Raw genomic sequence first — 20,004 nt, forward strand, 5'->3', positions numbered from 1 at the left:
GTAAGTGGGAGAGAGAAAAATGAGCGAATATTTATCAATTCAACACATTCAAAAGCAATTTGATGCGTTTACAGCGTTAAAAGATATTTCTTTTACAGTGAAAAAAAATGAGTTTGTTTGTTTATTAGGCCCGAGTGGTTGTGGGAAAACGACGTTGCTTCGAATTTTAGCGGGGCTAGAAGAGGCAACAACAGGTAGTATAGCTGTGAATGGAACAGATATTACAGCATTGCCGCCTGGAAAGAGGAACTTCGGAATGGTTTTTCAATCATATGCATTATTTCCGAATTTAACAGCACTTGAAAATATTGAATACGGCTTAAAGACAAAAAAATATGGAAAAGCAGAAGTAAAAGAGAAAGCGCTAGCTGCGTTAGAACTTGTTGATTTGCTGAATGTAAAAGATAAATATCCTGCTCAAATGTCTGGTGGACAACAGCAGCGAGTAGCACTTGCACGTGCGCTCGCTCTGTCTCCGGATATTTTGTTACTCGATGAGCCGTTATCTGCTTTAGATGCAAAAGTACGTGAAAAATTGCGTAGAGAAATGCGTGATTTGCAAGAAAAAGTAGGAGTAACAACTATTATGGTAACGCATGATCAAGAAGAGGCATTAACGATGGCTGATAAAATTGTTGTAATGAATCATGCGGAAATTATGCAGATTGGAACACCAGAGGAGATTTATCAAAGACCAGCCAATCCGTTTGTGGCAGATTTTATTGGCTCTATTAATTTCTTTTCGAAAAATAACGAAGAACATGCAATTCGTCCTGAACATGTAACAGTTGTACAAAAGGATGGAATTAAGACAGTTGTGGAAAGTATGGAGTTTCGTGGATCTGTATACCGGACGGAAGTGCGGGTTATAGAAGAGAAAACACATCTTTATAATGATAAAATTGTAGTGGATATATTGGCATCGGAAGTAGAGGCAAAGGCTATTAGAAAAGGAAAGCCCATTCAAATCTCTTTCTCAGAAAATCATATGTTGTCATATGGAAAGAAGGTCATTGTATAGATGGAGATGTTAGAAAACTATAAGGTAGAAAGTACGAAAAAAAAGATTAAGAGAAGTATAGGAAAAGAGGAATGGATCCAAAGGCTCGTAATTATTGGTATGATTCTTTCCTTTCTTATCATACTTGTATTACCGCTATTACAACTATTTACACAAGCTTTTTATGATAAAGATGGAGCTTTCGTTGGTTTAGCGAATTTCAGTAAATATTTCACAACACCAACTTTAGTTCAGTCATTACAAAATACCGTATGGATTTCGGGCACTACAACAATCATTTCAGTTGCATTGGCTTTCGCTTATGCATATGCGATTGCTCGTACAAATGTTTTTGGAAAGCGTGTATTTCAATACGTAGCATTATTGCCATTGTTCGCGCCAACGATGATGCATGGTATTGCGCTTACCTATTTATTTGGTAATCAAGGGTTAGTAACGAAAGGGATGTTTGGTTTATTTGAAGGTATACAAATCCCTTTATATGGCCCAGTAGGAATTGTAATGGCTGAAGTCATGTATACATTTCCACAAGCATTTCTTATATTATTAATTGCTTTTCAAGGCTCCGATTATCGTTTATATGAAGCTTCTAATATGTTAGGAGCGAGTAAAACAAAGCAGTTTTTCACTGTTACTTTACCTAGTGTAAAGTACGGATTAATTAGTGCAATGTTCGTTGTGTTTACACTTAGTTTCACTGATTTTGGAGCACCAAAAATTGTTGGTGGGCAATATAATGTACTTGCTACTGACGTATACAAGCAAGTAATTGGACAGCAAAATATGCCGATGGGTGCAACTGTCGGAATGATTTTATTAATCCCAGCTATTTTTGCTTTTGCAGTTGATCGTATTACGCAAAGAAAGCAGGCGAATTTCTTATCTTCAAAAGCAGTACCATACAGAATAACAGCTAATAAGAAAAGAGATGTAATCTCATTCATATATTGTAGTGTAATTACTCTTATGATTATTCTTTTGTTTGTTGCAGTCGGCATTGCTGCAAGTGTGAAAGTATGGCCATATAATATGAGCTTTACATTTGAGCATTTTAATTTTTCAAGTTTAACAGGAGATGGACTTGAAGCGTTTAAAAATAGCGTAATTGTTTCAGCAATTACAGCGGTTATTGGGGCGATTTTAACATTTGTATTCGCATATGCAATTGAGAAAATAGATCAGCTACAATTTTTCCGGAAAACAGGTTACTTTTTCTCTATCGTACCTTTGGCGATTCCAGGTTTAGTGCTTGGGTTAGGATACGTCTTTTTCTTTAGTCAACCAACGATTCAAATCCTTGGACTTTCAGTAACGAATCCGTTTCATTCCTTATATGGCACAATTGCCGTTTTAGTATTAGTAAATATCATTCATTTTTACTCTGTAACATTCGTTACGGCAACGACCGCTTTAAAGAAACTAGATCGAGAGTTTGAACTTGTTTCGCAGTCTATGGGCATTCCGTTTTATAAAACATTCCTTCGAGTAACAGTCCCGATGTGTTTACCAGCAATTTTAGAAATGGTTATGTACTACTTCGTCAATTCAATGGTAACCGTATCGGCAGTTGTTTTCTTGTACGCAGCTGATTTTAAACTAGCTGCTGTATCAATTGTAAATATGGATGATGCAGGAAATGTGGCACCAGCGGCTGCGATGAGCGTACTCATTGTTGTTACAAATATTGTAGTGAGAGTTTTATATGAATGGGGAACGAAAGCTCTTCGTAACCGAACGTCGCAATGGCAAAAAAGATAAGTAAGAAAGGTGATGGATAAAATGAAAATGGAAGCAGTTATTTTTGATTGGGCAGGTACGACAGTTGATTACGGATGTTTTGCACCACTGGAAGTATTTATGGAGATTTTTCATAAACGTGGTGTTGAAATTACAGCTGAAGAAGCTCGTAAGCCAATGGGATTATTAAAAATAGATCATGTAAGGGCACTAACAGAGATGCCTCGTATTGCGAGTGAGTGGAATCGTGTCTTCGGACAATTACCAACAGAAGCAGACATTCATGAGATGTATGAAGAATTTGAAGAAATTCTCTTCGCCATTTTACCGCGCTATGTGTCGCCGATTAATGGAGTAAAAGAAGTGATTGCTTCATTACGAGAAAAAGGCATTAAAATTGGTTCAACAACTGGTTATACGAGAGAAATGATGGACATTGTAGCAAAGGGAGCAGCATTACAAGGATATAAACCTGATTTTCTCGTTACACCAGATGATGTTCCAGCAGGTCGTCCATACCCGTGGATGTGCTATAAAAATGCGATGGAACTTGGTGTATATCCAATGAATCATATGATGAAAGTTGGAGACACGGTATCAGATATGAAAGAGGGAAGAAATGCTGGAATGTGGACAGTTGGTGTAATTCTTGGCAGTAGTGAGCTCGGTTTAACGGAAGAGGAAGTTGAAAATATGAATCCGGTAGAGCTTCGCGGAAAAATGGAAGTGGTTCGTAATCGTTTCATTGAAAACGGGGCACACTTTACGATCGAAACGATGCAGGAACTCGAAAACGTAATTGAACATATCGAGAAACAAGAACTTATTATTTCATAAAAGGGGCACGGGATCATGAATGAAAATCACTATTTATTACTAACGCCAGGACCATTAACGACAACAAAAACTGTAAAAGAAGTTATGTTATATGATTGGTGTACGTGGGATGTTGAATATAATACGATGGTGCAAGATGTAAGAAATAGACTTGTATCATTGGCAACAAAGGAAGAAGAGAAATATACAACTGTTTTAATGCAAGGAAGCGGTACGTTTTCAGTTGAATCTGTAATTGGTTCTGTCGTTCCTAAAAACGGAAAGCTTCTCGTTTGTACAAATGGTGCGTACGGTAAGCGAATTGTGCAAATGGCAGAGATGTTACATATAGATGTGGTGGTCAGTCAAACAGAAGAGTGGGAGCCAACTAATATTATAGAAGTAGAAAAGTTATTGCAACAAGATAAAGAGATTACCCATATTGCAGTTGTTCATTGTGAAACAACAACAGGTATTATTAATCCAATTGTAGATGTATGTAAATTAGGGAAGCAATACGGAAAAGTTACACTGGTTGATGCAATGAGTAGTTTCGGTGGTATTGAAATAGATATTGCTGATTTGCAAATTGATTTTCTAATTAGTAGTGCGAATAAATGTATTCAAGGTGTTCCTGGATTCGGCTTTGTCATCGCAAAACGTGATGAACTATTGAAATGTAAAGGGCAAGCCCGTTCTTTATCATTGGATTTATATGATCAGTGGGAAACGATGGAAGAACAAAATGGGAAATGGCGTTTTACTTCACCAACTCATATTGTACGTGCTTTTTATCAGGCGTTGCTTGAATTAGAAGAAGAAGGCGGAGTAAGAGCACGTTACAATCGATATTATAATAATCAAAAACTATTAGTGAACAGAATGAAGGAAATCGGCTTTAAGCCATTAGTAGATGAAAAATATCAATCTCCTATTATTACATCTTTCATTTATCCAGAAGGGGAATTCGAATTTCAACGATTATATAACGAATTAAAGCGTGATGGCTTTGTTATTTACCCTGGAAAAATTTCGAAAGTAGATACGTTCCGCATTGGAAATATCGGTGATGTACATGAAGAAGATATTAATCGTTTAGTTGATAGTATTGCTAAAGGAGTTGTTATAGGTTGAAAGTATTTTGCTTAGGTGGAGCAGGTAAAATTTGTCGTGAAGCAATTTTAGATTTAGTTCAATTTTCATCTTTTGAGACGATTACAGTAGCCGATTTTAATGAAGAAGAGGGTCGTAAAGTAGTAGAGTGGTTAAATGATCCTCGTGTTGATTTTGTAAAAGTCGATGTGACAAATCATGAGGATACGGTAGCAAAAATGAAAGGCTATGACATTGTAATGGATGGCACGACGATAAAGTTAAATGGACTGTCTACTCGCTGTATTGCGGAAGCTGGGTGTCACGGTGTGAACTTGAATGGATTTGGTGAAGAAAATGAATCCCATTCTATATTTGTTCAAAATGAAAAAACATGTTTACCTGGTTTTGGCATGACGCCAGGTGTAACGCAAATGATGGCAATGCATGCAGCAAATCAGCTAGATAGTGTAGAGTCAGTTCGTGTAAGTCACGGTTCGTATCGTCCAATTGCTTTTTCAGCATCAATTACAGAGACAACGACATATGAATATGATCCGCATTTACCATCGCGTACAGTGTATGAAGACGGTGAGTTTAAGCAAGTGCCTCCGTTTGCGCGCCCAAGAGAAATTGAATTGCCAGCGCCTTACGGTAAAACAACACAGTATATAATCCCGCATTCTGAAACGATTACGTTAGCAAAAGCACTAGAAAATAAAGGTGTCAAACTGATTGAAACAAGAGGAACTTGGCCAAAGCAAAATATGCAGCTCGTACGTGCCTTATATGATTACGGTATTTTACGTAATGATCAGATTGAAATAGACGGTAAAGAAATTGGTATTATGGATTGTATTTCGAAATATTTACTACAATCGAAAGAAGGACAAGAAACAAAAATTTATGGTTATGCACTTCATGTAGAAGTAATAGGTATGAAAAATAATGAAAAACAGCGACATGTTTTATATCATACACACCCGTTATCTGATGGATCAATTAAAGGATGGGAAGAATTAAGAGCCTATACGAGGAACGTCGGTATTCCATTTGGGATTGCTACAGAGTTAATGGCAAAAGGTGTTGTTAATAAAGTCGGTGTTTTAACGCCCGAAGAAGCTTTCGAAAATCCACAAATAATTTTTGATGAACTAGAAAAGCGCGGTATTCATATTCATGAAGAGGTTTTTACTGAAAAAGAGAATTATAACTTGGTATAAGCAAAGAATTTCATGAGGTAGATATAAATGGGGTGAAGCTATGTCTGTAGTAGGAGAAGAAAGAAAGCGAACCATTCTTGAAAAGGTAGAGTTTAAAGGGAAAGTGAAAGTTTCGGAGTTAGCGAGAGAGTTTGCAGTATCAACAGAAACAATTCGCCGTTATTTAGAAGAATTAGATCGTGAAAAAAAGCTGAAGAAAGTGTATGGAGGAGCTGTTCAACTTCCAGGAGCTGGGGTAGAGGCACCGATGTTAGAAAGAGAGATGCTGCATATAGAAGAGAAGAAAAGAATTGGTTATAAAGCAGCGACATTTGTGGAAGATGGTGATGTCATTGCCATTGATGATGGGAGCACACCACTTCAAATGGTTCCATACCTTGTTCATCGCAAAAACTTGACAATTGTAACAAGTTCATTTCCAGTAGCAACACAATTAATATCTTCTATTAATAAAAAGATGTTTCATGGTGAAGTTCTATTTATTGGCGGAAAAGTATCTCCAAAGCATTCACGTGTGTCAGGATCTATTTCCCAGCAAGTTATCCATCAATTTCATTTTCATAAAGCGTTCGTTTCGATTGATGGATTGTTACCAAGTTTTGGGGTTTCCAGCTTTGAATTAGAAAAAGCGAAACTGTCAGAAGCGATGATTAAACTAGCTGAGAAAACATATATTTTATGTGATCATACAAAGGTAGGCGTAAAAGGGAATTATAGAATAGCGGGATTTTCTCGTATTCAACATGTCATTTGTGATAAGAAAATGCCATATAGTTTTGAAGAAGAAGCTAAAAAGCATAATATTCAATGGACTGTTTGCTAGCAATCCAGCTTTTATGGATAGGTGGAATCACTTAACATAAATTTTGATATGATTTTGAATAGTGGAAGAAAAGATTTGTATTCGTGCAAAAAGTGGACACATTTTCTCATTTCCTTCATATAATTTACCAATAGAAAAAAAGTTGGCTGGAGGAAAGAGGGGACGGGAATGTCGGAACGGATATATAATAAACTTGTATTGTACACGAATATTTTGCAAAAAATCGGTGTTATTAATGAAAAAGAAAAAAGTGAAATTCTTCATACGATAGGTAAGAAGGCCCTTTGAATAAAGGGCTTTTTATTTTTTATAGCCAGAAATATAAATTTAATGTGATTAAAAAATGTAACATACTTAACTTTAGCAGGTAATCAAATTGAAGATATTACACCGTTATACTCATTACATTTAAAAGATTTAGTATTAACACGTAATAACGTTAAAGATTTATCGGGCATTGATCAAATGAATCAATTAGATGAATTATGGATCGGGAAAAATCAAATTGAAGATGTGACACCGCTTGCTAAAATGACTCATCTTAAAGTATTAGATTTACCTAATAATGAGAAAAATACGTTATTCTTTAATAAGAAGAATAACGTATTTTTTATATGTACAAGATTAAGTAGGTAATAGACAGGAGTGTTTACGTGTGAGTCGCCTATTTTTACGAGGAGTGGTGAAACCGTATTGACAAAAAGGCTTTCTCATGTGATAATTCAATTAAATTTTTAGAATAATCAAAAAATAACTCCTTTTACATAGAAAGGATTTGAACATTATATTAATATTACGCCGGGGGTGACGAAATGTTATTTTTTCTGAAGAAATGGAATGAATTAAAAGATGTGAAAGCAGAGTTGGCACTTCGCGATTGGTTTTATGGCACAAAAATTAGTTTATCGATGTGTACGTCAAAAGAGCCATTAACATTTTTAGTGAATGTAGAAGGAAGAGATAAAGGGTTATTTTCGGAAGAGGATTTTATCGTTGTAAATTGCATGTGTGAGCCAGTATTTGAGAACGAAGAAAAACCAGCTTCAGAATCTTTTATGCACGCGGATATTTATAAAAAAAGCAGTGCGGAATGTATTTTACAAGTGCAAACTGTAGATAGCCATTTAATGTCAGAGTTATATGGGAAAGAAGGAGAAGTAACATTCGAGAAACGCAGCGTGGAACGTGTTTTTGGAAAAGAAGGTATTACAGAAATGACAATTCCAATTGTAGAAGATGAAAAAAAGTTCGCTAATTTATTAGAAAGTAATGTTCCGAATTTTGTTGAAGGCGGAGGGGTAGTTCTTGTTCATAATTACGGAATGATTGTGTGGGGGAAAACTCCAGAAGAAGCGAAAAAATGGTTGGAAGGTATAGAGTATTTAATGAACTATCACGTAAAGCTTTTAATGATAAAAGGGGCAAAAAGTTCTGTGATATAAAAATTTATTAACAATGGTTATCATTTCAAATAAATGAAAGCGTTTTAAAAATAATTTTACTCATAAAATATAGGTCTCCTTATTATATATAGATTACATGTTGACATGTAAGGAGGAACATATTTTGCGAGTTAAATATCATTTTCTGCCGAAACAGCAGGTTACCTTTTGCAAAATGAATGATTCCGGTGAACGGGCATTGCAAATTATGAATGAAACGGGATTTCGAGCGATCCCTGTATTAGCAGAAGATGAGAAGAAATTCACAGGGATTATTTATAAAGTAGACCTTTTAGAAAAAAAGTGTAATAGCGGATTAGAACATGTAAGTACGGGAGATGTGCTGGAAGATTCATATGCGTTTATTTTTGAAAAGGATTCTTTTTTCAGAGCTTTTTATGTTATTCGTCGTCTTCCATTTTTAGCGGTTTTAAATGATTATAATGAATTTGTTGGTATTTTAACACATTCTAATGTATTTGATGTTATTGAAGATTCGTTCGGTATGCGAACGGGTGGGTATATATTAACGATTGCAACACAAGATTGTAAGGGAACGATTAAAGAAATTGGGACATTGTTAAAGGCATACAATATCGGTGGAATGTTTACTTTAGATAACGGTGATCAATATATTCGCCGTGTTATCGTAAATATATCAGATGAGTTAAATGAAAAAACATTAAAACAATTAATTGGAAGAATAGAGAAAAAGGGATTTCGGGTGAGTCACGTAGATTATATTTAAATTGAAAAAGGTACTCATCTACTATGTGTAGATGAGTACCTTTTTTAGTAGGGTATATGAATTTTATTTCGAAACGGGTGGTGGAGATAATGCTAAATCAGATAAAAAGATGAAGTCTGCATGCTCGCGAATTTTAGGAATAGAAGTTTCGATAACACGTGATGTAATTTCCCCTGGAGGGCCAACGTGTCCGATAGCTACCATAATGGGTTTTTCTTGAATTTTTTTTATGAGTAATTGGGCTTGTCTTGAAACATGATCTGCCGTATATACATCATCAAAAAATAGTTGGTTTTCAATAATAGGTACCCCTAATTGTTTACCGACTTTTGGGACAACACTATTAGGGTTTGTTTTACTATCTAAATAAAATAAACCGTGTTTTTTACAGGCAGAAAGTATAAGACGTACAATTCTTTCATCAGCGGTTACTTTTGATCCCATATGATTGTTCATTCCAATTGCATGCGGCACTTCTTGAATTGCTTGTTCGAGTCGATTGTTTATTTCTTCATCACTTAAATCTGTTGTAATCGCTTTTGGTCCAAGCCATTCTTTCTTTCCTTTAATTGGCTCCATTGGCATATGTATAATAACTTCATGACCTTTTTTATGGGCTGCTATCGCATCTTCTTTAGTGGAAGGCAGAAATGGCATAACAGCAATAGTGAGTGGAATAGGAAGTGATAACATTTTATCCGTTCCTTTCATATTATTGCCGAAATCATCGATGACAATAGCAACTTTATTCGTATGGGCGTTTGCTTGAATAGGAAATAAGAAAAAGGGTACGAACAGGGTAAAAACGAGCAATGTAATAGTATATTTGCGCATATAAATATTTCCTTTCTATTTTATAAATCATCATTATGTTTTGCGTTTTTATATAAATTAAACAAAAAATGTCGAAGAAAAGTATATGGAAAATGGAGAACCCACTGTTTACTTGGTATTTATAAAAAAAGAAGATGAAAAAAATGTCTATTATTGCGAATGTATTTACAAAGATAGAATAATTTGTAATAATTCTCAAAGTGAGGGTAAAGATTTGTAAATTACAGGGAGAAAATGTTTAAATTTCTGATTTTTCAAATTTGAATGTGATTAAGAAGTTGAAAGATCAATGTAGAAGTGAAGTTGAGAGCATGGAAGAATACTAAGGGGGATATGGATGTTTACTGTAAAAAGGAAGTACACATTAGAAAAGCTTTCGCATGATATTCATATGAAACGTGAAGAAATGATTCAATCAGGATTGACAAGTGGATTAAATAGTATGGAGACAATTCAAGTTAGTCAAGAATTGGACAAGCTTATTTTACAGTATCAGCGTTATAAAGAAAAACAAACACCGAAATGGTTTTCAATTATAAAGGCACCTATTTTTCAAATAGGGTATGAAGGAAAATCGAGTAATTTTTGGCGAATGCTTGTGGCTGGTTTTATGAAATAAGTATAATTATCCTTTTGGGATAAGGATAATTATACTCTGTGTAATGGAATCTCGATATGAACTGTCGTTCCTTTGCTTTCTTTACTATCAATAAAAATGTGCCCATTGTACATCTCTACAATTCGTTTACATATGACAAGTCCAAGACCTGTTCCAGTATCTTTATTAGTAAAGAACGGATGAAAGAGGTGTTTTTGAATATGTTTTGGAATTCCTTTTCCGGTATCAATAATTTGCAATTGTGCGTGTTTTTCATTGTTTGTTACTACAATAGTTAATGTATCCCCAGAAGCCATAGCTTCAATTGCATTTTTGGTAATATTTAAAACCACTTGTTTCATATGGTCTTTTGAGCAACGTATATGAACAGGGTGGTCTGGCAAATGTAAATGGAATATAATATTATGCAAATTCGCCTCAGATTGAATAATTACTGCTACCTCATTAAGAATCGTTCTTACATCATATATTTGTTCAATGATGGCAGTTGGCTTTCCAAGAATAAGAAATTCGCTTACAATCTCATTAATACGTTCTATTTCTTGTTCAATCACTGAAAAGTAGAACTGATCCTGCTCATCTCTATATTTCTCTTTTAATAGAGCAACGAGTCCTTTAATTCCAGTAAGAGGATTACGGATTTCGTGAGCTGTACTAGCCGCAAAAGTTCCAACCAATTCAATTTTTTGTAGTTCATTTTGTTGTCTTTCTAGTTTTGTTTGCCGTTTTAATAACATATATTGAACAAGTAAAAATAAAATAGACATTAAAAATAAAGTAGCTGTACATTCTATTGAAACTAACCGGTATAAGGTTTGTTGATGAATAGGTAACGGAGAAACAGAGACCTTCCAGTTTAATCTTTGGAGTGGGGTAGTAAGCATATTAGAATGCTCATCGCTTGTTTCATTATTATCATCGGTTAGAAAAACTACATCGTGTTTATCAGTCACTTCGAAATGATATTGTGGTTTAATAGCATTTAAAGAGGATGAAATGTAGTCAAAGCGTAAACTAGCTAACAATAATCCAGAGAGTTCCTTTTGTTTATTAAATATTGGAGAGGCAATCATAATAGCCTGATGCCCAAGGACGCGATCTGTTATAACTGATGATACAGTTGTTTTCTTAGATTGTAATGCATCTTGAATGTACTTGCGGTCAGAGACATCAACGTGCGTTGATTCACCTTCGGATGCGAGTGTAATTATCCCATCTGTCGTAGCGTAATATAGACCAGAAAAACGTTCATCATTTCCATCTGTATCGTGTACAATCTGTTTAATTCCATTTATGTTTCCTGTTTCGGTTCCTACAACTTTTGCGAGCATTTCTAAGGCAGAAATAGCTTCACCAAGGTGATGGTCCAAATAGTCTCTATATAAAAAGAGAACAGTATGAGCAGATAGTTTGTTTTCCTGTTTCATTTGATAAGTGTGATACGAAAAAAATGTGGCACCGATCCCTATCGTTGGCAGTATAACAAGCAGTATGTAACAAACTATGCTTTGTAATTTGACTTTCAAATTTGGTACTCCTTCTTTTTTATTATCATTATATATAAACTATGTTAAAATTGTCATGTTTTTATTTAAGAATCATTTGCATTATATTAGGGAAAGGAAAAGGGATGAGTGAATGTTCATTCGGAAATTGTAATGAAGTACTACATTGCTTTTCTTTTTGTTGCGGAGAATTTAAGTGAAGGGTTGAAATGGTATGACATCAAATAATGAGCGAGAAGATATTTCTCAATCTCTAAAAGTATTTATTGCATTATCCCGTGTACATCGTTCTGTTATGGATATTACAAATAAATCCATTCAAAGTAACGGATTAAATCCAACTGAGTTTGCTGTATTAGAACTCCTATATCATAAAGGAGGCCAACCACTTCAGCAAATTGGTGAGCGTATTTTAATAGCTAGTGGTAGCATTACATACGTTGTAGATAAGCTAGAGAAAAAAGGGCTTGTAAAGCGAATTCCATGTCCAAATGATAGACGTGTAATTTATGCACAATTAACGGAGTCTGGAGAGAACTTTATTGCTTCTATTTTTCCAGGTCATAAGCAAGTTATACATCAGTCTTTTGAAATGTTAACGAAGGATGAGAAGGATGAATTACTTGATCTATTGAAAAAAATCGGAAAGTATGAAAAATGATGTTATGTTCCAAAGGGGCTTTGGATAAAGAAATCCAAAGCTTTTTTGTTTGCATATAATCAAGACAGTAACTGCCGAATTTTACTGAAGAATAAGAGGAGATTCGTAAGTAAGCATTGAATTATAGTAAAGATACATATAATGGAGAGGGGGGCTCGTTCATGTCATTTAAAGACTATGAATATAAACGGCCAAATATTGAAGAAATAAAAGAGAAATTTACTGTTGCTTTAGAAAAATTCGATAATGCAAAAACGATTGAAGAACAAAAACAAGTAATCAATTCAATTAATGAAATTCGCAATGATTTTGGTACAATGGGGAATCTTTGTTACATTCGTCATTCTGTGGATACGACAGATGCCTTTTATAAGGAAGAACAAGATTTCTTTGATGAATACTCTCCAGTTGTGCAAGGTTATGGAACGAAGTATTATAAAGCGTTAATTAATTCTCCATTCCGTGAAGAATTAGAAGCATATTATGGGAAACAATTATTTGCTTTAGCTGAATGTGATTTAAAAACATATTCAGATGAAGTAGTGAAAGATTTACAATTAGAGAATAAATTGTCTTCACAATATACACAGTTATTAGCATCTGCAAAAATTGACTTTGCAGGAGAAGAAAGAACGTTATCGCAACTTATTCCTTTTATGCAAGGAAAAGAAAGAGGCGAACGTAAGGCAGCAAGTGAAGCATACTACGGATTTTTAGCTGAGAATGAGGGAGAATTAGATCGTATTTATGATGAGCTTGTTAAAGTGAGAACGAAAATCGCGAAATCACTTGGTTTCAAGAACTTTGTTGAATTAGGATATGCAAGAATGTATCGTACAGATTATAATGCTGAAATGGTTGCGAACTATCGTCAGCAAGTATTGGATTACATAGTTCCGGTTGCAACAGAGTTAAGAAATAGACAAAAAGCACGCATCGGTGTAGAAAAGCTCGCTTATTATGATGAAAACTTTGAGTTTGCTACAGGTAACCCAACGCCAAAAGGAGATGCGGATTGGATTATTAATCATGGGAAAACGATGTATAAAGAGTTATCAGCTGAAACAGATGAATTTTTCAATTTTATGCTAGATAACGATTTATTAGATTTAGTTGCGAAAAAAGGAAAAGCTGGTGGCGGATATTGTACATATATCGAGAATTATAAAGCGCCGTTCATTTTCTCAAACTTTAATGGAACGTCTGGTGACATTGATGTACTAACACATGAAGCGGGCCATGCTTTCCAAGTATATGAAAGTCGTAAATATGAAATTCCAGAGTATAATTGGCCAACATATGAAGCGTGTGAAATTCATTCTATGAGTATGGAATTCTTTACATGGCCATGGATGAAGTTATTCTTTGAAGAAGATGCAGATAAATATTATTTCTCACACTTAAGTTCAGCTCTTCTATTTTTACCGTACGGTGTATCTGTTGATGAGTATCAGCATTATGTATATGAAAATCCAGAAGCATCACCAGCAGAGCGTAAGTCAGCATGGCGTAACATAGAGAAGAAGTATTTACCACATCGTGATTATGAAGATAATGATTATTTAGAGCGCGGTGGTTTCTGGCAACGTCAGGGACATATTTATAGTTCACCGTTCTACTATATTGACTACACGCTAGCTCAAATTTGTGCACTACAATTTTGGAAACGTGCGAGAGATAATAGACAAGAGGCATGGGAAGATTATGTGAATCTTTGTCAACAAGGTGGAAGTAAGTCATTCTTAGAATTAGTAGAAGTTGCAAATTTAACATCGCCATTTGCTGAAGGTTGTGTAAAAAGTGTAATTACAGAAATTGAAGCATGGTTACGCGCAGTAGACGACACAAAATTGTAAAAAAGCATGCGTTTTTTCACATGTTTAACATCGACATAATGGAAAAATGATGAGATAATAAAAGAAAATTCAGAATTATTAACGGGGTGTTTCTAATAAGGAGCACCTCTTTTCACCAACAAAAGGGGGGAAAGAATTATGCTTCAATCTAATATGGATGTTAGTTTAGAAACTTTAGTGCACTCATTACAGTCTACACGAAGCACACTGTTATCAGAAATTGAAATGTTAAACGATACGGAGGTGAATGTAAAGCCACGCCGTGATAAATGGAGTATTATTCAAATTTTGCATCACTTACATTTAGTTGAACAGTCTGTCACATCTGCCCTTGTATATGCTTTGCAAAAAAAAGAAAGAAAACTTGCTCCATTTAAAGACCTCCAGCTTACGCTTGATCGCACACATAAACGAGAAGCTCCTCAACAAATGAAACCAACAGAAACATTAATGAAAAAACTACAAGGCATTCAATTACTAGAACATTCACGACAAGAATTATTACACGCGCTGCATAGCGTAATAGATGAAAAAGAATTATTTGAAAACGGATTAAAGCATCCTGTTTTTAATGATTTGAATTTATACCAATGGGTTCAATTTCTTGATTTGCATGAGCAAAGACATCTTACACAACTAAAAGAAGCGAAACATGCAATTTTACAGCGTTAAAGTGAAACTTTAATCGGTGGGGAGGCATCCCGCACCAATCGGGCATTTACGGGCAGCCTTACATCCGAATTTTGAGGTGGGAGTCTTACTGCCCACAAATAGCGGGATAAAGTGAAAGAAGTGGGGAACCACTTCTTTTCTTTTTTACTTATGCATAGTTTTCTTTTACATTTTGGAATACTACATGGAGAAAAGAAAAGAAGGAGTTGAAAAACATGTCAAAGAAAAAGAGAGAAGAAGAGCGCGCTTGGAAAGCTCGAAAAGAAAATCAAAAGCCACATGGGAAAGTGAAAGCTTTTGCAGAATTAGTTGAAGGAACAGAAAAAACGTGATGAACTCCATCACGTTTTTTGTATGAGCGGGAAAGTTAATAAGAAGGTTGTACCTGTACCTTTTTCGCTTATAATATCAACTTTTCCATCCATTGCTTGAATGACACTGAAGACGACCATCATTCCGAGTCCGGTCCCTTTCTCTTTCGTTGAGTAGAAAGGTGACCCAAGGCGTTTTACTTGTTCTTGATCCATACCAATTCCTGTATCTTTTATATATAATTGTATATGTTTATGGTCTGGAACTAATGTAAGAATAAGGTCACCACCTGTAGGCATAGCCTCAATACAGTTTTTAAAAATATTTAATAAGCATTGGTTCAGTTTTTGTTTTTCGCCAGCGATAAAGAAAGAGGTACTTTGTTTTATGTAATGTATACGAACATTTGTTAAATTGGCGAGAGGTGTTATCAAAGACAACGCATGAAGTAATTCTTCTTCTACTTGTAATCGTTGTTCTTTTTCAATACTCGGTTTCGCAAAAGTTAAGTAATCGGTAAGAACATGATTTGCTTGTTCGATACCATTAATGGCTATGTCGATATATAATTTTCGCTCTTCCTCAGAACATGTATCCGACTGTAAAAGCTGCAAAAATCCTTTCGTTGAAGTTAAAGGATTGCGAATTTCATGAGAGATGGAAGCTGCCATTTCACCTATTAAATGAAATTTTTCGGCGTTCATAAGTTCATTTTGGAGACGAACTTGCGTCTGTAATATGTGTAGTAAATATAAAATAAGGATCGTGCCAATCATCGTACATAGTTCGTATACAATGATATGTGGTATATAATCTGCCCTATTTGTAACCTCTGAAAGGAAGAAAGGTATCCAACCAAACCCGTATGTGAGACTGTAAAAAATAGCAAGTGTTATTTTTACATGATTAGAACTTCGATTAAAAAGTTTGTATGTCAATAGCAGAACAATAAATAGGAGAATAGAAGCGATAAAGGATGGAAAAACACCTATTCCTCCTAATAAAAAGCGATATATGTTTAATACAACTAAAATAGAACCCCCAGCAATAGGTCCTCCTGTTAATGTGCCGACAATTAATACGATATGACGCATATCAAATTGAAAACCATTATTTGTTTTTGCTGCAAAAGTGATACATAGTATGGTAGCGAGGCAACACAATACAATAAATATAGCTGAATTTAATTTAGGAGATCGTTTCCCTTTCTGATTCCAAAATAAATGATATACAAGCATTGTAACGAGAATGGATAATATATTTAAAAAGAGGTAAATAATAAAGAGCTTCAGTGGGGTGCCTCCTCTCTTCTAACATTAAATTAATCATACTATAAAATGAAAGAAATGAAATATGAAATAGCGGAAAAATCAGAAATTTTTTCTGGTAGTATACAATATGTTACAATAATCTTTGTCAATGAAAGAAGAAATTCCGTGCACTGCATGGGAGAGGTTCGCGAACTCCCTCTATAAAAAACTATGGAAACAACAATATCCTTAGGTATTGTTTTGTTTTTTTATTGTGACAGTTCAAGAACGTTCTTTCTTCTTATTCGTAGTAGAGAAGGAGAATGAGTGAAATGAAAAAAGAAAAAGCAGTTGTTGTTTTTAGTGGTGGACAAGATAGTACAACATGTTTATTTTGGGCAATGCAACAGTTCGCAGAAGTGGAAGCTGTAACGTTTAACTACAATCAACGTCATAAGTTAGAAATTGATTGTGCAGCAGAAATTGCGAAAGAGCTAGGTATTAAACATACGGTACTAGATATGAGCCTATTAAATCAACTTGCTCCAAATGCGTTAACGAGAACGGATATGGAGATTACACATGAAGAAGGTGAATTGCCATCGACATTTGTAGATGGACGAAATTTACTATTCTTATCATTTGCTTCGGTATTAGCAAAACAAGTGGGAGCACGTCATATTGTAACGGGTGTATGTGAAACTGATTTTAGTGGTTATCCAGATTGCCGTGACGTGTTTGTGAAATCATTAAACGTTACATTGAATTTATCTATGGATTATCCGTTTGTTATTCATACACCACTTATGTGGATTGATAAAGCAGAGACATGGAAATTATCAGATGAACTTGGAGCATTCGAGTTTGTTAGAGAAAAAACATTAACGTGTTATAACGGAATCATTGGTGATGGTTGCGGTGAATGTCCAGCATGTCAACTTCGTAAAGCAGGATTAGATACGTATCTACAAGAACGCGAAGGAGCGAACAACTAATGGATAACTTTTTTGGATTTCGCATCGTAGAAAATTTGCAAAAAATGGACAAGGATATTCAGCGTGAACAACTCAAATATCATAATAAAAGAGTAATGGTCAGCAAGGAATTTACATTTGATGCAGCGCACCATTTACACTGTTATGAAGGGAAATGTAAAAATTTACATGGCCACACATATAAAGTCGTGTTTGGAATTAGTGGATATGTAAATGAAATAGGCCTTGCAATTGACTTTGGAGATATAAAAGAAATTTGGAAAAATGAAATAGAAATTTATTTAGATCATCGTTATTTAAACGAAACATTGCCAGCAATGAATACGACTGCTGAAAATATGGTCGTATGGATTTATGAAAAGATGGCAGAAGCATTAACAAAAGATAATCGTGTGAACGAATACAAGAGAGCTCGTGTTGAATTTGTTCGTCTTTTTGAAACACCGACTAGTTATGCGGAAGTAAGACGGGAGTGGATGCTCGATGAGTAAAATCCCCGTCTTAGAAATATTTGGCCCGACCATTCAAGGAGAAGGGATGGTTGTAGGACAAAAGACAATGTTTATCCGTACAGCGGGCTGTGATTATAGCTGCGCTTGGTGTGATTCTGCTTTTACATGGGATGGGTCAGCAAAAGAGCAAATTAGACAAATGACACCGGAAGACATTTGGAGTGAGCTTGTAGCAATTGGTGGAGAGAACTTTTCTCATGTTACGATTTCAGGTGGAAATCCTGTTTTACTGAAAAATATGCAATTTCTTCTTTCTATATTAAAAGAGAATGGTATGCGAACAGCGATAGAAACGCAAGGGAGTAAATGGCAAGATTGGTTACTTCAAATTGATGAGGTAACGATTTCTCCAAAACCACCAAGTTCAACGATGAAAACAGATTTTCAGATGTTAGATTCTATTATTCATAAACTAGCAGGGAAAGATTTTAGTTTAAAAGTAGTAGTATTCGATGATCAAGATTTTGAATATGCAGTCAAGATGCACGAGCGTTATCCGAATGTACCATTTTTCTTACAAGTAGGGAATGATGATACGAAAACAGTGGATGATGCAATGCTTATTAAAAACTTATTAGAAAAATATGAGTGGCTTATTGAAAAAGCTGTGCACTGTAAAGAAATGAATGATGCGAAAGTACTGCCTCAGCTTCATGCGTTAGTATGGGGAAATAAACGAGGGGTATAATGAGAAGGGATGTTTAAAATGGCAGGAAGATTAGATGAAGATTTAAAAGATGTAACATTATTAGGAAATCAAAATACAAAATATTTATTTGAATATAGCCCGGAAATTTTAGAAGTATTTGATAATAATCATCCAAACCGTGATTACTTTGTAAAATTCAATTGTCCTGAATTTACAAGTTTATGTCCAAAAACAGGACAACCAGATTTTGCGACAATTTATATTAGCTATATTCCAGAACAAAAAATGGTAGAGAGTAAATCATTAAAGCTATATTTATTTAGCTTCCGAAATCATGGTGACTTTCATGAGGATTGCATGAACGTTATTATGAATGATTTAATTAAATTAATGGATCCACGTTATATTGAGGTATGGGGGAAATTTACACCACGTGGTGGGATTTCAATCGATCCTTACTGTAACTACGGTCGCCCAGGAACTAAGTATGAGGAAATGGCAGACTACCGCATGATGAATCACGATCTATATCCAGAAACAATTGATAATCGTTAATATATAATAGAAAGAAAGGATCTGTATGATATACAGATCCTTTCTTTCTATTATATTATGCATGTTGATTAATAACAGTATAGTTTTTATGGCTTACAACTGTAAGAGGTTCCATATCTAGTTCTCTAAAATTCTCCATAATAGTTATATCAACAATCACGGAGTTTGTATTTACTTTTTGAACACGGCCTTGCATTCCACCTTTAAATTCAATGATATCTCCAGTTTCTGCGATCTGCATAAGCAACTCTCCTTGTTACAGTTTTCCCCAAAAAAGAATAATTTGGGCTTTTTATTTCCTCTTATTTTGAACTATATTTTCTAATTTGTAAATGTTTCCAAAGTAAAAATTCGAAAAATATTCACTTTTGTAAGGGAATATTCACAAAACATGTTGTTAGAAGAGGAATGATAAAAATGCATACATCTTTATATAGGAGTATAATAAAGATGTACAATGACCTATTAAAGTGGGAGAAACTAGGGGCGGTAAAATGATGTTTGAAGTTGTGGGGAGTTTTATAGCGTTATTTTTATTTTTATTTTCTTATATACAGTTGAAAAAAATTCGTCATCAGGAAACAACTACATATTTTGATGGTCTGGATGGGATACATGCTTCGGTAACACATGATAGTGGTGGTGATATGTAGCAATGTGTAACTTTCATTTTCAGCATGTT

Annotated in this window: 22 protein-coding genes, 1 pseudogene and 1 riboswitch; of the genes and pseudogenes, 19 read left to right on the forward strand and 4 right to left on the reverse strand. The window is 34.7% G+C overall.

Translation table 11 applies throughout. The features are described from left to right. Positions 1-19: 19 nt before the first annotated feature. The 9 genes and pseudogenes from BAU28_RS23335 (at position 20) to cbpA (ending at position 8,902) form a co-directional block, all read left to right on the forward strand. Positions 20-1,021: a putative 2-aminoethylphosphonate ABC transporter ATP-binding protein gene (locus tag BAU28_RS23335; protein WP_071720156.1), complete on the forward strand. Its 1,002-nt coding sequence runs from the start codon at positions 20-22 to the stop codon at positions 1,019-1,021. Then, positions 1,022-2,779 (forward strand): putative 2-aminoethylphosphonate ABC transporter permease subunit, encoded by a 1,758-nt coding sequence (locus BAU28_RS23340; protein ID WP_071720158.1) that lies wholly within the window; start codon positions 1,022-1,024, stop codon positions 2,777-2,779. Positions 2,780-2,800: 21 nt separating this feature from the next. Further along, positions 2,801-3,595: a phosphonoacetaldehyde hydrolase gene (phnX, locus tag BAU28_RS23345; protein WP_071720160.1), complete on the forward strand. Its 795-nt coding sequence runs from the start codon at positions 2,801-2,803 to the stop codon at positions 3,593-3,595. 15 nt (positions 3,596-3,610) lie between these two features. Then, on the forward strand, positions 3,611-4,708 hold the full coding sequence (phnW, locus tag BAU28_RS23350; RefSeq protein WP_048369495.1) for a 2-aminoethylphosphonate--pyruvate transaminase: 1,098 nt from the start codon (positions 3,611-3,613) through the stop codon (positions 4,706-4,708). Continuing rightward, positions 4,705-5,889 (forward strand): saccharopine dehydrogenase family protein, encoded by a 1,185-nt coding sequence (locus BAU28_RS23355; protein WP_071720161.1) that lies wholly within the window; start codon positions 4,705-4,707, stop codon positions 5,887-5,889. Before phnW ends, BAU28_RS23355 begins: the two co-directional genes overlap by 4 nt. Positions 5,890-5,929: 40 nt before the next feature. Then, entirely contained in the window at positions 5,930-6,712 is a 783-nt protein-coding gene (locus BAU28_RS23360; protein ID WP_071720163.1) for a DeoR/GlpR family DNA-binding transcription regulator, read from the forward strand. 336 nt (positions 6,713-7,048) lie between these two features. Next, a pseudogene (locus BAU28_RS23370) lies at positions 7,049-7,282 on the forward strand (leucine-rich repeat domain-containing protein); the annotation flags it as partial. Between the two features lie 242 nt (positions 7,283-7,524). Next, positions 7,525-8,154 (forward strand): class II aldolase/adducin family protein, encoded by a 630-nt coding sequence (locus tag BAU28_RS23375; protein WP_002170975.1) that lies wholly within the window; start codon positions 7,525-7,527, stop codon positions 8,152-8,154. A 124-nt stretch (positions 8,155-8,278) separates the two neighbouring features. After that, positions 8,279-8,902, forward strand: coding sequence for a cyclic di-AMP binding protein CbpA (cbpA, locus tag BAU28_RS23380; protein WP_025150980.1), 624 nt, complete (start codon positions 8,279-8,281; stop codon positions 8,900-8,902). 63 nt (positions 8,903-8,965) lie between these two features. Here cbpA and BAU28_RS23385 read toward each other — a convergent pair whose 3' ends face one another. Then, positions 8,966-9,736: a divergent polysaccharide deacetylase family protein gene (locus BAU28_RS23385; RefSeq protein WP_002170977.1), complete on the reverse strand. Its 771-nt coding sequence runs from the start codon at positions 9,734-9,736 to the stop codon at positions 8,966-8,968. Positions 9,737-10,073: 337 nt separating this feature from the next. On the opposite strand from BAU28_RS23385, the gene BAU28_RS23390 reads away from it, so the two are divergent. Next, a complete protein-coding gene (locus tag BAU28_RS23390) occupies positions 10,074-10,355 on the forward strand; it encodes an aspartyl-phosphate phosphatase Spo0E family protein (RefSeq protein ID WP_025150978.1) in 282 nt (93 codons plus the stop codon). A 29-nt stretch (positions 10,356-10,384) separates the two neighbouring features. Here BAU28_RS23390 and BAU28_RS23395 read toward each other — a convergent pair whose 3' ends face one another. Beyond that, positions 10,385-11,881 carry a DUF3149 domain-containing protein gene (locus BAU28_RS23395; RefSeq protein ID WP_071720165.1) on the reverse strand — a complete coding sequence of 499 codons (1,497 nt, stop codon included), beginning with the start codon at positions 11,879-11,881 and terminating at the stop codon, positions 10,385-10,387. A 193-nt stretch (positions 11,882-12,074) separates the two neighbouring features. On the opposite strand from BAU28_RS23395, the gene BAU28_RS23400 reads away from it, so the two are divergent. The 4 genes from BAU28_RS23400 to BAU28_RS31120 all read left to right on the forward strand — a co-directional run bounded on the left by BAU28_RS23400 (position 12,075) and on the right by BAU28_RS31120 (position 15,381). Beyond that, positions 12,075-12,521 carry a MarR family winged helix-turn-helix transcriptional regulator gene (locus tag BAU28_RS23400; RefSeq protein WP_002170980.1) on the forward strand — a complete coding sequence of 149 codons (447 nt, stop codon included), beginning with the start codon at positions 12,075-12,077 and terminating at the stop codon, positions 12,519-12,521. Positions 12,522-12,682: 161 nt separating this feature from the next. After that, positions 12,683-14,377, forward strand: a complete 1,695-nt coding sequence (locus BAU28_RS23405; RefSeq protein ID WP_071720166.1) for a M3 family oligoendopeptidase — start codon at positions 12,683-12,685, stop codon at positions 14,375-14,377. Positions 14,378-14,515: 138 nt separating this feature from the next. Continuing rightward, positions 14,516-15,049 carry a DinB family protein gene (locus BAU28_RS23410; RefSeq protein WP_002170982.1) on the forward strand — a complete coding sequence of 178 codons (534 nt, stop codon included), beginning with the start codon at positions 14,516-14,518 and terminating at the stop codon, positions 15,047-15,049. Positions 15,050-15,264: 215 nt separating this feature from the next. Beyond that, entirely contained in the window at positions 15,265-15,381 is a 117-nt protein-coding gene (locus BAU28_RS31120) for a DUF6254 family protein (RefSeq protein WP_000038354.1), read from the forward strand. 9 nt (positions 15,382-15,390) lie between these two features. Here BAU28_RS31120 and BAU28_RS23420 read toward each other — a convergent pair whose 3' ends face one another. Further along, positions 15,391-16,599 (reverse strand): ATP-binding protein, encoded by a 1,209-nt coding sequence (locus tag BAU28_RS23420; RefSeq protein ID WP_048369482.1) that lies wholly within the window; start codon positions 16,597-16,599, stop codon positions 15,391-15,393. A 207-nt stretch (positions 16,600-16,806) separates the two neighbouring features. Beyond that, positions 16,807-16,850, forward strand: a riboswitch (PreQ1 riboswitch). Between the two features lie 93 nt (positions 16,851-16,943). Between BAU28_RS23420 and queC the strand changes: the two genes are divergently transcribed. The 4 genes from queC to queF are packed head-to-tail and all read left to right on the forward strand — an operon-like array spanning position 16,944 to position 19,322. Then, positions 16,944-17,606, forward strand: a complete 663-nt coding sequence (queC, locus tag BAU28_RS23425; protein WP_048369480.1) for a 7-cyano-7-deazaguanine synthase QueC — start codon at positions 16,944-16,946, stop codon at positions 17,604-17,606. Beyond that, positions 17,606-18,097: a 6-carboxytetrahydropterin synthase QueD gene (queD, locus tag BAU28_RS23430; RefSeq protein ID WP_071720168.1), complete on the forward strand. Its 492-nt coding sequence runs from the start codon at positions 17,606-17,608 to the stop codon at positions 18,095-18,097. Before queC ends, queD begins: the two co-directional genes overlap by 1 nt. Beyond that, a complete protein-coding gene (queE, locus tag BAU28_RS23435; protein ID WP_002170987.1) occupies positions 18,090-18,806 on the forward strand; it encodes a 7-carboxy-7-deazaguanine synthase QueE in 717 nt (238 codons plus the stop codon). The genes queD and queE overlap by 8 nt, the downstream gene beginning before the upstream one ends. Positions 18,807-18,824: 18 nt before the next feature. Beyond that, positions 18,825-19,322, forward strand: a complete 498-nt coding sequence (gene queF / locus BAU28_RS23440) for a preQ(1) synthase (RefSeq protein ID WP_002170988.1) — start codon at positions 18,825-18,827, stop codon at positions 19,320-19,322. 55 nt (positions 19,323-19,377) lie between these two features. Here the strand turns inward: queF and BAU28_RS23445 are convergent, their stop codons facing one another. Beyond that, complete coding sequence (locus BAU28_RS23445) at positions 19,378-19,563, reverse strand: YkvS family protein (RefSeq protein ID WP_025150969.1); 186 nt, start codon at positions 19,561-19,563, stop codon at positions 19,378-19,380. A 229-nt stretch (positions 19,564-19,792) separates the two neighbouring features. On the opposite strand from BAU28_RS23445, the gene BAU28_RS30560 reads away from it, so the two are divergent. Continuing rightward, a complete protein-coding gene (locus BAU28_RS30560) occupies positions 19,793-19,975 on the forward strand; it encodes a hypothetical protein (protein ID WP_081806944.1) in 183 nt (60 codons plus the stop codon). Positions 19,976-20,004: the final 29 nt, after the last annotated feature.

It is taken from the genome of Bacillus paramycoides (genome assembly GCF_001884235.1).
GTDB classification, from domain to species: domain Bacteria; phylum Bacillota; class Bacilli; order Bacillales; family Bacillaceae_G; genus Bacillus_A; species Bacillus_A paramycoides.